The 13,715-nt window shown below is 75.8% G+C and carries 12 protein-coding genes and 1 riboswitch; of the genes, 7 read left to right on the top strand and 5 right to left on the bottom strand.

The features are described from left to right. Positions 1-35: 35 nt before the first annotated feature. A complete protein-coding gene (locus tag AC1C2V_RS09160) occupies positions 36-1,052 on the bottom strand; it encodes a threonine ammonia-lyase (RefSeq protein ID WP_495389282.1) in 1,017 nt (338 codons plus the stop codon). 94 nt (positions 1,053-1,146) lie between these two features. Here AC1C2V_RS09160 and AC1C2V_RS09155 point away from each other — a divergent pair, with 94 nt between their 5' ends. Together AC1C2V_RS09155 and AC1C2V_RS09150 are read left to right on the top strand one after the other, a co-directional pair. Next, positions 1,147-2,169 (top strand): LysR family transcriptional regulator, encoded by a 1,023-nt coding sequence (locus AC1C2V_RS09155; RefSeq protein ID WP_495389281.1) that lies wholly within the window; start codon positions 1,147-1,149, stop codon positions 2,167-2,169. Between the two features lie 9 nt (positions 2,170-2,178). Beyond that, complete coding sequence (locus AC1C2V_RS09150; protein ID WP_495389280.1) at positions 2,179-3,717, top strand: lipase maturation factor family protein; 1,539 nt, start codon at positions 2,179-2,181, stop codon at positions 3,715-3,717. 19 nt (positions 3,718-3,736) lie between these two features. Here AC1C2V_RS09150 and AC1C2V_RS09145 read toward each other — a convergent pair whose 3' ends face one another. After that, complete coding sequence (locus AC1C2V_RS09145) at positions 3,737-5,074, bottom strand: hypothetical protein (RefSeq protein WP_495389279.1); 1,338 nt, start codon at positions 5,072-5,074, stop codon at positions 3,737-3,739. On the opposite strand from AC1C2V_RS09145, the gene AC1C2V_RS09140 reads away from it, so the two are divergent. Next, the gene (locus AC1C2V_RS09140) at positions 5,067-5,186 is read left to right on the top strand and encodes a hypothetical protein (RefSeq protein ID WP_495389278.1); all 120 of its coding nucleotides are present in this window, start codon (positions 5,067-5,069) and stop codon (positions 5,184-5,186) included. The two genes, AC1C2V_RS09145 and AC1C2V_RS09140, sit on opposite strands and share 8 nt — an antisense overlap. 31 nt (positions 5,187-5,217) lie before the next feature. On the opposite strand, the gene AC1C2V_RS09135 is transcribed toward AC1C2V_RS09140, so the two are convergent. From AC1C2V_RS09135 to AC1C2V_RS09125, 3 genes are all read right to left on the bottom strand, one after another. Continuing rightward, complete coding sequence (locus AC1C2V_RS09135; protein ID WP_495389277.1) at positions 5,218-7,098, bottom strand: ABC transporter ATP-binding protein; 1,881 nt, start codon at positions 7,096-7,098, stop codon at positions 5,218-5,220. Continuing rightward, positions 7,095-9,080 (bottom strand): ABC transporter ATP-binding protein, encoded by a 1,986-nt coding sequence (locus AC1C2V_RS09130; protein WP_495389276.1) that lies wholly within the window; start codon positions 9,078-9,080, stop codon positions 7,095-7,097. Before AC1C2V_RS09130 ends, AC1C2V_RS09135 begins: the two co-directional genes overlap by 4 nt. A 117-nt stretch (positions 9,081-9,197) precedes the next feature. After that, the gene (locus AC1C2V_RS09125) at positions 9,198-9,398 is read right to left on the bottom strand and encodes a thiaminase II/PqqC family protein (RefSeq protein ID WP_495389275.1); all 201 of its coding nucleotides are present in this window, start codon (positions 9,396-9,398) and stop codon (positions 9,198-9,200) included. Between the two features lie 243 nt (positions 9,399-9,641). Further along, positions 9,642-9,756: riboswitch (TPP riboswitch) on the bottom strand. A gap of 83 nt (positions 9,757-9,839) precedes the next feature. On the opposite strand from AC1C2V_RS09125, the gene AC1C2V_RS09120 reads away from it, so the two are divergent. From AC1C2V_RS09120 to AC1C2V_RS09105, 4 genes are all read left to right on the top strand, one after another. Next, a complete protein-coding gene (locus tag AC1C2V_RS09120) occupies positions 9,840-10,508 on the top strand; it encodes a hypothetical protein (protein ID WP_495389274.1) in 669 nt (222 codons plus the stop codon). 88 nt (positions 10,509-10,596) lie between these two features. Then, a complete protein-coding gene (locus tag AC1C2V_RS09115; protein WP_495389273.1) occupies positions 10,597-11,421 on the top strand; it encodes a YcnI family copper-binding membrane protein in 825 nt (274 codons plus the stop codon). Then, a complete protein-coding gene (locus AC1C2V_RS09110) occupies positions 11,418-12,116 on the top strand; it encodes a copper resistance CopC family protein (RefSeq protein ID WP_495389272.1) in 699 nt (232 codons plus the stop codon). Before AC1C2V_RS09115 ends, AC1C2V_RS09110 begins: the two co-directional genes overlap by 4 nt. A gap of 125 nt (positions 12,117-12,241) precedes the next feature. Continuing rightward, positions 12,242-13,708 (top strand): hypothetical protein, encoded by a 1,467-nt coding sequence (locus AC1C2V_RS09105; RefSeq protein ID WP_495389271.1) that lies wholly within the window; start codon positions 12,242-12,244, stop codon positions 13,706-13,708. Positions 13,709-13,715: the final 7 nt, after the last annotated feature.

Below are 13,715 nucleotides of genomic sequence, written 5' to 3'. Positions count from 1 at the left end.
TATCCCCGGGCGACGCCCCCGCACCCGCCGACGCCTCAGCCGGCGAGCGCCCTGCGCAGCTCGGCCTCGCTCGCGTTGCCCCCCGAGCACACGACTCCGACGCGTGCGCCGGCGAACGCCTCGGGACAGGTGAGCACCGCCGCGAGGGCCGCGGCGCCGGCGCCCTCGGCCACGGTGCGGGCGCCGGTGAGATAGGCGCGCTGCGCGGCCGCGATGGCGTCGTCGTCCACGAGGAGGAAGTCGGCGAGGTGCTCGCGCAGCACGGCCTGGGTGAGCGCGAAGCCGCACCCGACGGCAAGCCCCTCCGCGCGGGTGGTGTTGGCCGCGGTGCGCAGGTCGCCCGCACGCCAGGAGTCGTGGGCCGCCGGGGAGGCGCCGGCCTGCACGGCGATCACCCGCAGGCCGGGGGCGAGCGCCGAGGCGACCAGACAGGCGGCGGCGGCGCCGGAGCCGCCGCCCACGGGCACGACGAGGACGTCGAGGTCCGGAGCCTGCTGCAGCAGCTCGAGGGTGGCCGTCGCGACGCCCGCGACGAGCAGGGGCTCGTTGGCGGCGCCCACGAGCCGGGCACCGGTGTCCTCGGCGACCTGTGCGGCGTGCGTGCGGGCGTCGTCGAAGGTCTCGCCCCGCAGCACGACGTCGGCCCCGAGCTCGCGCACCGCGCGCTCCTTGAGGGGGTTCGGGTGGTAGGGCATGACGATGGTGCAGCCGGTGCCCGTGCGCCGGGCCGCGTGGGCGAGGGCCTGCGCGTGGTTCCCCGTCGAGTACGCGACGATGCCGCGGCGCCGTTCGTCGTCGTCGAACCCGAGGAGCAGGTTGAGGGCGCCGCGCACCTTGAAGGCCCCCGTGTGCTGGAGGTTCTCGTGCTTGACGACGAGGGTCGTCCCCCGCGCCCCGGCGTCCGCGGCGGCGCGGTCGAGCTCGGGATGGCGCTCGGCGGGAGTGCGCACCACCAGGCCGTCGATCCGGCGCGCCGCGGCGAGCACGTCGCGCATGGTCGGGGCCGCCGCCACGTCGTTCGCCACGTCGCTCGCGCGGGGGGAGTTCGTCATCTCAGCAGGATGACCGCCCCAGGATCGATAGGTCCAATGCCAGTTCCCGCCGCCGAGCATCGATCGCGTCGATGAGTGGCCGTAGGCTGGCGGCATGTCCGTCGAGCCCGCTCCCCCGCCCCACTTGGACCTCACCCGGCTGCGCGTGCTCGCCGCCGTCGCCCGCACCGGATCGGTGACGGCGGCCGCCCGCGAGCTGCACTACGCACAGCCGTCCGTGAGCCATCACCTCGCCCGACTGGAGGCCGAGGCCGGCATCGCGCTGCTGCAGCGCGCGGGCCGCGGGGTGCGCCTCACGGAGGCCGGCCGCCTGCTGGCCGCCCGGGCGGAGGAGATCCTCGGGCGCGTCGAGGGCGCGCAGCGCGAGCTGGACGCCCTGGCAGGCTTGCGGGCAGGGCGTGCCCGGCTGGCCGCGTTCCCCTCCGCGCTGGCGACCCTCGTGCCCGCTGCGGTGGCCAGCCTCCGCACCGACCACCCCGGCGTCCGCGTCGGCCTCGTCGAGGCCGAGCCGCCCGAGGCGATCACAGCCCTGCGGGCCGGGGACGTGGACGTGGCGCTGGTCTTCCAGCACGCCGACTCCCGCCATGCCCGCCCCGGCACGGACCTGTCGCGCTTCGAGGTCACCCTCGTGCACGAGGAGCCGATCGCACTGGTACGCCGGGCGGAGCAGGCTCTCGAGGGCGACGCGCCGGGCGACGGGCCTCCGGACCTGGCCGAGCTCCGGGACGCCGCGTGGATCGCGGGGTGCGAGCGGTGCCGGGCCGACCTCGTCGCACGGTGCGCGGCCGCGGGCTTCGCGCCCCGCATCGCGTTCGAGACCGACGACTACGTGGCCGTGCAGGCCCTGGTCGCCTCCGGCGCGGGCGTCAGCCTGCTGCCCTCCCTCGCGCTGCGCGCCCACCGGCACCCCGACGTCGTCGTCCAGGACCTGCCGGGCGCCACCCGCCAGGTGCTGGCCCTCACGGTGGGCGCCCCCACCCCGCCGGCGCGCGCGCTCGTCGAGCGGCTCGTCGAGGCCGGCGGGCACCACACGCTGACGGGCACCGCGGACGAAGGGCCCGACGCGGGTCCCGAGGGCACGCCCGACGGCGCGGCGGGCGGTTCGCCCCGCGGCTAGCGTGAGGTCGTGCCTCTCCAGCTGCGGGCCTGGCTGCCACCATGGCTCGACGGGTGGCTCGACGGGTGGCTCGACGGATGGTGGGCCACAGGCGACTACGACGTCGCGCGCGAGGTGCTGCAGCGCGGCGTCGGTGCACTGCTCTGCCTCGCGTTCGTCCAGGCGCTGGGCCAGTTCCGCCCGCTCCTCGGGGAGCGCGGGCTGCTGCCCGTGCCGCGCTACATCGCACGTGTGGCCTTCCGCGACGCGCCGTCGGTCTTCCACGTGCACTACTCCGACCGATTCCTCGCGGCCGTCGCGGGCACCGGGGCCGTCGGCGCCGCCGCGGTGGTCGCGGGGCTCCCGCAGGCGGGCCCCTGGTGGGTGACGACGCTCGTCCTGCTGGTGCTGTGGGCCGCGTACCTGTCGATCGTGACCGTGGGCCAGCGGTTCTACGCCTTCGGCTGGGAGACGCTGCTGTGCGAGCTGGCGTTCCTCGCCGCCTGGTTCGGCTCCCCCGCCGTGCCCGTGCCGTTCCTGCTCGTCCTCGCCGCGCGGTGGCTGCTGTTCCGGCTGGAGCTGGGCGCGGGGCTCATCAAGTGGCGCGGCGACCCGGCGTGGCGCCACCTCACCGCCCTCGACTACCACCACGAGACGCAGCCGATGCCCGGGCCGTTCAGCTGGCACGCCCACCACCTGCCGCGGTGGTGGCACCGCACCGAGGTGGTGGGCAACCACGTCACACAGCTCCTGGTGCCGTGGCTGCTGTGGCTCCCGCAGCCGTTGCCCAGCGTCGCGGGGGGCGTCGTCGTGCTCACGCAGGGCTGGCTCGTGCTCACCGGCAACTTCGCCTGGCTCAACTGGGCCACGATCGTGCTCGGCGCGGCGATGGTCTCCGACGGCGTGTGGCGCGCCCTCCTGGGGTGGGTCCCCGGCGTCCCGTCCGGCGCCGACGCCGGTGCCGCAGCGGCGCCCGGCGCCGTGCCGACGGGCTATCTCGTGGCCGCGTCCGCCGTCGCGCTGGTCCTGGCCGTGCTGTCCGTGCGCCCGGCGCTCAACCTGGCGTCGCGCCACCAGCGGATGAACGCGAGCTTCGAGCCGCTGCGGCTGGTCAACGCCTACGGGGCCTTCGGCAGCGTCACACGGCGCCGGGACGAGGTGATCGTCGAGGGCACCGCCGCCACCCGCCCCGGCCCCGGTGACTGGCGCGAGTACGGGTTCCGCGGCAAGCCGGGCGACGTGCGTCGCCGCCCGCCGCAGGTGGCGCCGTACCACCTGCGGCTCGACTGGGTGCTGTGGTTCATCCCGCTCGGCGCCTCGGGCCCGTGGATCCCGCGGCTCTGCCTGCGGCTGCTGGAGGCCGACCCCGCCACCCTGCGGCTGCTACGGCTCGACCCGTTCGACGGCGCACGGCCCCACTGGGTGCGCGTGCGGCTGTTCCGCTACCGGTTCACCACGCGCGACGAGCGGCGCCGCTCCGGCGACTGGTGGGTGCGCCGCGAGCTCGAGACGATCGTTGACCCCGTCCGGCTCACCGACCTTCCCGCCGGCCCGGTCCTCCCGCGGTAGGGCCGGGGCCCGGCGCCGATCAGGCCCGGCGTGCCAGCCGCAGGTATCGCAGGCCGACGGCGAGGCCGCTGACGAGCAGGGTGCCGCCGATCGCGACCATCACGGCGACGGTCGGCCACCCGAGGCCGGGTGGCACGTGCAGGGCGAGGAACCACGACGGCGAGACCTCGTGCGGCCCCACGCCGGCCGTGAGCAGGATCGCCGGGACCACGCCCTGGGCGGCCAGAGGTACCCAGCACACCGTGAGGCTCACGAGCACGTAGGCGCGCCACCGCGCCGGCGCACGGTCGAGCCCGAGGCGGACGAGCTGGTCCGCGGCGGCCTGCGCCGGATGCCGCGGCGCCGCCCGCGGGGAGAGCAGGGCGCTCCCCGCGGGACGAGACGGCGGCGCCATCCCGGGTCGCGGCCGGGGCTCGCGTGCCCCGGTGCGCAGCGCGAGCAGGATGCGGCTCCCGGTGGCCTCGAGACGTGTCGCAGCGAGGCCGCCGAGCGCCCACGCGAGGAACGTCCCGCTCGCGACGCCCGCCACGGCCCCGGCCCACGAAGGGCCGTACGCCACGACCAGCGCCGCGGGGACCGCCGTCGCGGCCGTCAGGACGAGGACGGCGAGCACCTGCGTGAAGTCGACCCCGTTCTGAAGCAGGTTGCCGCCGCGGCGGTGCGGGTCCGGCAGGCGCACGGGCCGCAGCACCGAGACCAGCACGACGACGCCGGCTCCGCCGCCCAGCACCGCGGGCATGAGCGCGGCCAGCCACGGCCACACCCCGGCCTGGCCGGACGCCGCCGCCCCGGCGACGCTCAGCACCAGGGTCGGCGGCGCGGCGACCACCAGCCACGCGAGCTGGCGACCCCGCACGTCGTGCGCGAGCCCACCTGGCACGACCAGCTTGAGCCACAGCTCCGTGCCGTCGTCCCCGTACAGGTTGGCCGACACGGCGGCGAGCCAGGTCGCCAGCACCAGCCCCGCCCACGGGACGAACACCCACGCTCCCACCGTTACCGGCAGGAGGCACAGCACCAGGGCGTAGCACACGGCGAAGCAGGCGAGGTGCACGCGCAGCAGGTCGCGCGACCAGGTGCGCAGCTCGCGCGCCACGACCGCAGTCACGGGGCCGCGTGCGCGCCGCCCCGCGCCCCCGACCCGCCCCGACGCGCGACGGGCCGGCGGCGCGGTCAGCCGCCGTCCCACCAGGAACGACCATCCCCACCAGGACCCGACCGCGAGTGCCCCGAGCCCGCCGACCGCCGCAGCGGCGCCGAGCAGGTCGCCGCGACCCGCCGCCTCGACCGCGGCGAGCCCCCAGCCGGACGCCGGGCAGGTCGCTGGCGGCGCGGACCTCGAGCTCGCGATGGCCACCCTCTCCGGACCGCTCTACTACCGCTTCCTCGTGACGCAGGAGTCGGTGACTCACGACGTCGTCGATCGCATCGTCGACGCCTTGTTCGAGGGCCTGCGTCCGCGGTCGTGACACGCACGGGACGGACGAGCGACCGCGGACGTCAGACGAGCGACTTCTGCCAGGCGTCGTTGAGGGCGGCGTAGTGCCCGTCCCCGGCGGCCAGGTCCGCGGGCGTCCCGTCCTCGATCACCCGGCCGTGCTCCATGACGAGCACCCGGTCCGCGATCGCGACGGTCGACAGGCGGTGCGCGATGATGATCGCCGTCCGGTCGGCCAGCAGCGTCTGGAGCCCGTGCTGCACGAGCCGCTCCCCCGGGATGTCGAGGGACGACGTGGCCTCGTCGAGCACCAGCACCGCCGGGTTCGCGAGGAACGCCCGTGCGAACGACAGCAGCTGCCGCTGGCCGGACGACACCCGCCCTCCGCGCTTGTTGACTTCGGTGCCGTACCCCTCGGGCATGTCCATGATGAACTCGTGGGCCCCGACAGCGCGGGCCGCGGCTTCGATGTCCTCCTGCGGGGCCCCGGGCCGCCCGAGGGCGATGTTCTCCCGCACCGACCCGCTGAACAAGTACGCCTCCTGCGTCACCATCACCACGGCCCGGCGCAGGTCGGTCGTCGACAGGTCGCGCACGTCGACGCCGTCGAGCAGGACCCTCCCCTCGCTCGCGTCGTAGAAGCGGGTGACGAGCTTGGCCAGGGTGGACTTGCCCGCGCCCGTGGTGCCGACCAGCGCGATCGTCTGCCCCGCCGGGACCGACAGGTCCAGGTCGGGCAGCACCACGGGGCCGTCCCCGTAGCGGAACGTCACGTCCTGCAGCCGCAGGGCGCCGCGCGCGTGCGGCAGCTCGACCGGCCGCCGCGGCTCGGTGACGGTGGGTTCCTCGGACAGCAGCCCGGACACCTTCTCCAGCGCCGCCGTGGCGGACTGGAGCGAGTTGTAGAACATGCCCAGCTGCTGGATCGGCTGGAAGAACCGCTTCACGTACAGCAGCGCGGCCACGAGCACGCCGACGTCGAGCGACCCCTGCACCACGCGCCACCCGCCGACCGCGAGCGCCGCCGCGACCGCGACGTTGCCGATCAGCACCAGGCCAGGCTGGTACTTGCCGTTGACGCTGAAGATGCTCAGGTTCGCGTCCCGGTACTCCTCGCCGAGCTTCTCGTACTCCGCCTCGGTCGTGGACTCGCGGCGGAACGCCTGCACCGCGCGCATGCCCGTCATCGTCTCGACGAACTTCACGATCAGCCGCGCGGAGGTGGTGCGCTGCTGGCGGTAGAACAGCTGCGAGTGCTTCTGGAACCAGCGCGTGAGGAGCCAGGCCGGGATCAGGGCGGCGGTGAGCACCAGACCCGACTGCCAGTCGAGCAGGAACAGGACCAGCCCGGTGAAGATCATGAGCATCAGGGACGAGACGACGCCGGTGAGACCGCCGTCGAGCAGCTCGCGCAGCGCCTCGAGGTCCGACGTCTGGCGGCTGATGATGCGTCCGGACGTGTACGACTCGTGGAACTCGAGCGAGAGCAGCTGGGTGTGCCGGAAGACGCGCCTGCGCAGGTCGAGCAGCACCCCCTGCGCGATGCGCGCGGCCTGGCGCACGTAGGCCCCGGCGCACACGCCGCCGATGATGGCGGCGACCAGGTATGCGGAGCCGACGACCACGAGTGTCGTGACGTCCCCGTCCATGAGGTCGGGCACCGCGGAGTCGATGGCGACGGACACCAGCCACGGGCCGGCGACCTGGCCGAGCGTGGAGAGGACGACCAGCACGCCCGCGACGGCGAGCGCGCGCCGGCGTGGCCGCAGCATCTCGCCGAGCAGACGCATCGACCGCGACCGGACGGCGCGCGACGTCGCCTTGTCGAGGCGGGTGGCGTCGTCGGAGTTCGCGTCGGTGGGGCGCCGGCGCTCGCCGTCGGCCGACGACGCAGGTGACGGGGTGGACGGGGTGGACGGGGTGGGCGTGTTCGGGCGGCTCACCGCTCGACCTCCTCGGTCTCGACCTGCTCGGGACGGTCGGCGTTCTCCCAGTCCTGCTCGAGGCTGGAGATGACGTGCCGGTAGTGCGCATCGGTCGCGAGCAGGTCGCGGTGCGTGCCGATGGCGGTGATCCGCCCGTCCTGCAGCACGGCGACCCGGTCCGCGAGGGCCACCGTGGAGGGGCGGTGCGCGATGACGAGGCTGGTGGTGCCGGAGAGCACGGAGCGCAGGCGCGTGGTCACGGCCTCCTCGGTGGTGACGTCGAGCGCGGAGAGCGGGTCGTCGAGCACGAGCACCGCGGGCCGGGCGGCGATCGCCCGGGCGAGGGCGAGGCGCTGGCGCTGCCCGCCGGACAGGGACAGGCCCTCCTCGCCGATCCGGGTCTCGATGCCGTCGGGCAGGTCGGCGACGAACCCGGCCTGCGCGACCTCGATCGCCTCGTGCAGCCGGCGCTCCCGCTCGGCCTCCGGCACGGCGTCGGGCCCGGACTCGGGGACCCCGAGCAGGACGTTGTCGCGCACCGAGGCCGAGAAGAGGGTCGGGTCCTCGAACGCGACCGCGACGGCGCGCCGCACGTCGTGGCGGCGCATGCGGCGCACGTCCACGCCGTCCAGGAGCATCTCGCCGCCCGTGACGTCGAAGATCCTCGGCACGATCATCGCCAGGGTGGACTTGCCGGAGCCGGTCAGGCCGACCAGCGCCGTCGTGGTGCCGACCGGCAGCTCGAGGTTCACGTGCTCCAGCACCGGGTTCGCGGAATCCTCGTACCGGAAGCTCACGTCGCGCAGCTCGACCTCGCCGCGGGGCTCGCCCACCTCGACGGGATCCGCGGGGTCGGCAAGCGGGTTGGGCGTCTCCATGACCTCGCAGAAGCGGTCGACGGCGGTGCGGGCGTTGAGCGTCATCGACAGGGTCATGCCGAGGTCGACCACCGGGCCGTTGATCACCGCGGCCGTGAGGAAGAAGGCGACGAGGTCGCCGAGGGAGATGTCGCCGCGGGCGGCCAGGACGGAGCCGAGCACGAGGCACACTGCCAGCGTGACCTCGGGGATGAGCTGCAGCGACGTCGTGACGGTCGCCTGGTTACCCGCCTTGCGGATCTCGGTCTGGCGCAGCTCCTCGGCCTGCCCGGTGAACGAGGCGAGGGCGTCGCGCCCCCGGCCGAACGCCTTGAGGACGCGGATCCCGTGCACGGACTCCTCGACGGTGGTGGCGAGGTCGCCCGACTGGTCCTGCGAGAGCCGCGCGATCACGCGGTAGCGGCGCGAGAAGCGGAAGGCGATCACCGTGACGGGGATCGCGCCCGCGAGGTAGACGAGGCCGAGCCAGCCCGCCGTGCTGAGCAGTATCCCGACGCCGACCACGATCGTCACTGCGCTCACGACGAGCTGCAGCAGGCCGAAGATCAGCCAGCGCCGCAGCAGCCCGAGGTCGCCCATGATGCGGCTGAGGAGCTGGCCGCCCGGCCACCGGTCGTGGAACGCGACGGGCAGGTCCTGCAGGTGACGGAACAGCGCCATCCGCATCTCCGCCTCGATCCTCGTGCCCGGGTACATCACGAGGTTGCGGCGCAGCAGGACGAAGCCGGCCTCCGCGACGCCCAGCAGCAGGACGGCGACCAGCGGGACGACGAGGGAGCCCATGTCGTGGGCCGCCGCGCCGTCCGCGAGCGGGCCCTCCACCAATGCCTGGAGAACGCGCGGGATCGCCAGCGCCGCGAGGCTCGCGCCCAGCGCGGACAGCAGGCCACCGATCAGGCGGGGCACCGCGGGACGAACGTACGGGTACAGCCTGCGCACGGACGCGATCGTCGAGAGCTCCGAGCCCGCCGGGGGTGGGGGCCCGGCGGCGTCGCCCGGGGGCGTGCCGGGGGCGTGTGTCGGTGGGGACTCGGAGGAGCCGGAGCTCCTCCGGGGGCTGTCGGAGGGTTCGGCGCTGTTGGCGCCTTTGCTGCTGCGCGTGGCGCTGGTCGTGTCGGGCATCACACCCATTCTGTCACCGACCACCGACACACTTGCCTTGGTCATCGACATGTGGGCAAGCGCTCACCGAGACCCGGGTTTCGACCGGCTCAACCGGCGGAACTGGATTCGACCGGCTCACCCGGCGAACGCGTCGTCGGCGTAGGTGCCCAGCCATGCGGAGTACGGGTGTCCCGGCCGGTCGCGGGCCGCGAGCCGCTCCCCCACGTCCTGGTAGATCCAGTAGCAGGGCAGGACGGCGGCCACGAGGGTCGCGTAGTCGCCCCCGGCCGCGCGCAGGTGGTCGAGGTAGGCCGTCGTGGCCGGGCTCGCCGCCACGTCCGGGCGGCTCGTCGCCGGGCCGCCCGCCCCCGAGCACCCCGCCCCCGAGCCACCGCGTGTGCAGGTCGAGCTCGGTGACCAGGGCGCCGTGCGCGCCGCCGGCCCAGAACGCCTGCTCCGCCCGCGTGGGTGCGAGCTGGCTCGCGCGGGCCAGCGCCCGGGGCGACGTCGGCGCGACTCCCGCGGCGAGGTCGGCGGTGTGGACGGCGGTGTGGTTCGCGTCGTCGTCGAGCCGTGCGCGCACGCTCATGTCGACATCCCTTCGCTAGTGCGAGCTAGATCAGGTTCGACGGGTGTGATCTCAGCGTCCCGGTACCGGCGGTAGCCGGGCCGGGACGCACCCCGTGTCTCGGCGCCACCGTAGACCAGGCCCCGCCGCGGCGGATCGACGATCCGGGCCGTGACCCGACTGCTGAACCCGGGCGATAAGGTGGCCGGGTGCCCGTGGTCGTCCGTCGTGTGCGCGAGCTCCTCGTCGCCGGCACGACGCTCAGCATCGCGGCCGCCGCGCACCTCCTGGCCGGCGGCGCGCTTCCCGGGGCACCCCTCGGCTGGCTGGTCGTCGCGGCGCTCACGGCGCCGTTCGCCGTGTGGACGTCACGCCGCCGGCTGACCCTCCGCCGCCTCCTGCCCGCCATGGTCGCGATGCAGGTGGTGCAGCACTCCACCCTGTCGTTCATGGCCGCCGCGGACTCCGGCCGCTCGCTCTCCGCTGCCGGCCAGGTCGGCCAGGCTGGCCAGGCTGGCCAGGTCGGGCACACGCTGCACGAGCTGGGCCCCGGTGCTCTGCCCCCGGCCCAGGCGGGCCTGACGCACCTGCACGGCGACGGGGCGGGCACCTCGGCATGGATGCTCGCCGCGCACGCCGCCGCCGTCCTCGCCACGGCGCTCCTGCTCGCGGCGGGCGACCGGGCGGCGACCGACGTCGTGGAGCACCTGCGAGGCGTGGGGGTGCTGGTCCAGGGCCCGCCCCCGCTGCCCGTGGTCCGGCGGCGCGGGCACGTCGTCACCGGCCGCGCCTGGCGGCCACACCCCTGGCACGGGCTGGGTCGCCCCCGGCCGCGCGGCCCGCCGCTGCTCCCGGGCGCCATCGTGCGCCCCGCCTGAGCCTGCCCGGTCCGACGTCGGACGAGGGCGGGTCCCTCGTCGTCCACGACAGTCGAACCACGACGCGAACCAGCAGGAGCAGACAGCCATGCCCACGACCCACCACACGACCCACCACGACCCGACCGACCACGACCCGACTCCGACGAACCGCCCCGCCCGCGGCTCCCGCCGGGCGCGCACCCTCGCCGGCGCCGCGGCGCTCGCCATCCCCGCCCTCGTGCTCGGCGCGGGCGCCGCATCGGCACACGTCACCGTGACGCCGGAGTCCGCCGCGGCCGGCAGCTACGCCACCCTGATCGTCAAGGTTCCCAACGAGTCGGACACGGCGTCCACGACCGGCGTCAAGGTCATCCTGCCCGCGGACACGCCGTTCACCAGCGTGTCCGTCGAGCCGGTGCCCGGGTGGACGGCCGAGGTCACCGACGCGCCCCTGCCCGAGCCGGTCGACGTGCGCGGCACCCAGGTGACCGAGGCTCCGGCCACCGTCGAGTGGACGGCTGACGACCCCGACGCCGCGATCGCCCCCGGCGAGTTCCTCCGCTTCACCGTCTCCGCAGGCGCCGTGCCCGAGGGTGCCGAGCAGCTCGCCCTGCCCGCCACCCAGACCTACTCCGACGGCGAGGTCGTCGCGTGGGACGAGGAGGCCACCGACGGCGCGGAGCTGGAGCACCCGGCCCCCGTGCTGCAGGTGACCCCCGCCGAGACGGACTGGCACGACGCGGACGGGCACGACGCGGCCGCGTCCGGCGGCTCCGGCGACGGGCCGGCCGGCGGCACGACCGAGGCCACCGGTTCCGACGGCAGCGACACCCTGCCGCTCGCGCTCGGCGCCGCCGGCCTGGGCCTCGGCCTGGTCGGGGCCGTGACGGGCGTCGTCGCGCTCGTCCGCGCCCGTTCGGGGCAGGCGTGACGCGCCGGCCGGGCCGCCGCCGCGCGAGGACGCGGCGCGCCGGGGCGGGCGTGCTCGTCGCCGGGATCGCCGGGATGGCCGGGCTGGCCGGCCTCGCGGGGACGGCCGGCACCATGGTCGCCGCTGCCCCCGCGAGCGCGCACAACGTCGTCGTGGACACCTCCCCGGCGGCAGACTCGTCCGTGTCCGAGGCGCCCGAGACCGTCGACATCACGTTCGACGACGTGGTGCTGAACCTGTCGGCCGACGGCACGAGCACCGTGGTCACGGTGACGGACGCGGACGGGGCGGAGCACGCCACCGGCTGCGCCACCACGCAGGACCGCACCGCGTCCGTGCCGGTGGCGCTGGGCGCGGCCGGCGTATACACCGTCGACTGGCGGATCGTCTCCGCCGACGGGCACCCCACCAGCGGCCGGTACTCGTTCACGTACTCCCCCGCGGCAGGCGCGCCGAGCGAGTCGGCACCGCCCGCGGAGGCCGCCGGCTGCGAGGCGGCCTCGAGCACGTCCGACGGGTACGCGGGGTCGGAGGCTGGGTCGGAGGCTGGGTCGGAATCTCACGCCGGTGCGGCGTCCGGCACCGAAGCCGGGGGTGACGACCCGCTCGTCGTGCTCGGCATCGCCGGCGGCGTGGTCGTCCTCGCCGGGGCGTCCGTGCTGATCGCCCTGCGCGTGGCGCGCCGCCGAGGCTGAGCGGGTGCACGGGCGGTGTCGTCGGGCCGCGGGCCCGGCGACACCGCCCCGCAGCATCGCCGCGCCGGCCGGTGCGTCACCGGCAGATGCCCGGAACAGCGCCGGCGCCGCCTACGATGCCCACCATGGATGCGGGGCAGATCGTCGGGATCGTGACGGGCCTGGTCGTCGTGCTGGTGCTGGTGGCGGCGGTCGCCGTCTGGGTGACGCGCCGCCGTCGCGCCGCCCGGGAGCACACGCGGACGCACGCGGCGGAGCTGGAGCGGCTCGGGATCGAGGCCGGCTCGGCGTTGGTGCGCGCCGACGAGCGCGCACGGCTCGCCGAGGACGAGCTCGCATTCGCCGTGGCGGAGCTGGGCGACCGCGAGACGCAGGACCTCGCGCCGACGCTGCGCCGGGCGCGCGAGCGTCTCGCCGAGGCCTTCCACCTCAACCAGCTCCTCTACGATCACGTGCCGGACACGGACCAGCAGCGGCGCGAGTGGTCGGCCCGCATCGTCGACCTGTGCCGCTCGGCCGGCGGATCCCTCGACGAGCTCGACAGCGGCCTCGCCGCCCTGCGCCGGACCGTGCGCGCCACGCCGGACGCCGTCGCCCGGGTCGACGACGAGCTCGGGCGGGTGCGCGCCGCCATTCCCGGGGCGCGCGCCGACCTGGACCGCCTGCGCAGCCAGTACGCCGAGCGGGCGCTGCTCTCGGTGGCAGACAACCCCGACCAGGCGGAGCGGCTGCTCGAGTTCGCGGGGCGCAGCGCCGCCGCCGCGCGCAAGCGGCTCACGACGCAGCAGGTCGCCGAGGCCGGCGCCGCCGCACGGGCCGCGGAGGAGGCGGTGCGCCGCGCCGAGGGGCTGCTGCGCGCCGTCGACGACTACGAGGCGGAGGCGCTGCGCGCCGAGGCCGCCCTCGGCGCGATCGTCGCGGAGTCGCGCACCGAGCTGGCCGCGGCGCGGGCCCTGCCCGCCGCCCAGCGCTCGGGTGCCGTGGACGGCGCGGTCACCTCGCTCGAGGAGGCCCTCGCCGCCCTGCCCGCCGCGGGCGAGCCGGGCGACCCGGTGAACGCCCTGACCCGGGTGCGGGAGGCGAACACGGCGCTGGACGACGCGGTCGCGGAGCGCGCGGAGCAGGACGAGCGCACCCGCAGGGCCACCTCTCGCCTCGGCCCGGCCCTCGACGACGCCGAGCGTCAGCTCGCGGCCGCCCGGTCGGTGGTGGACGACTACCGCGCCCCCGTGGGCCCGGACGCCCGCACGCGGCTGGCCGAGGCGGAGCGCGAGGTGGCGCAGGCGCGGGCCGCCGAGGACCCCGAGCGCGGGGTCGCCGCCGCGCGACGGGGCGCCGCCCTCGCCGCCGAAGCCGCGACGCTCGCCCACCGCGACCTCGCCCGCGGGGGCCACGGCCAGCGCTGGGACGGTGGCTACAACGACGGTGGCTACAACGACGGTGGCTACGACGGCGGCTGGCAGGGCGGCCGCGGGCGTCGGCCCGGTCGCGGTGGTGGTTCCGGCTCGGACGTCTTCGGCGCCGTGCTCGGCGGCATGGTGCTGGGCGGGCTCCTCGACGACATGGGTGACATCGGCGACCTGTTCGACTGACGCGACG

This window comes from Isoptericola sp. Y541 (assembly GCF_059445465.1).
This window is presented reverse-complemented; position numbering and strand designations above follow the sequence as displayed.

Coding starts and splice junctions, on each gene's coding strand:
- AC1C2V_RS09160 (WP_495389282.1), bottom strand. CDS start 1,052: ATGACGAACTCCCCCCGCGCGAGCGACGTGGCGAACGACGTGGCGGCG.
- AC1C2V_RS09155 (WP_495389281.1), top strand. CDS start 1,147: ATGTCCGTCGAGCCCGCTCCCCCGCCCCACTTGGACCTCACCCGGCTG.
- AC1C2V_RS09140 (WP_495389278.1), top strand. CDS start 5,067: ATGGCCACCCTCTCCGGACCGCTCTACTACCGCTTCCTCGTGACGCAG.
- AC1C2V_RS09130 (WP_495389276.1), bottom strand. CDS start 9,080: ATGCCCGACACGACCAGCGCCACGCGCAGCAGCAAAGGCGCCAACAGC.
- AC1C2V_RS09115 (WP_495389273.1), top strand. CDS start 10,597: ATGCCCACGACCCACCACACGACCCACCACGACCCGACCGACCACGAC.
- AC1C2V_RS09105 (WP_495389271.1), top strand. CDS start 12,242: ATGGATGCGGGGCAGATCGTCGGGATCGTGACGGGCCTGGTCGTCGTG.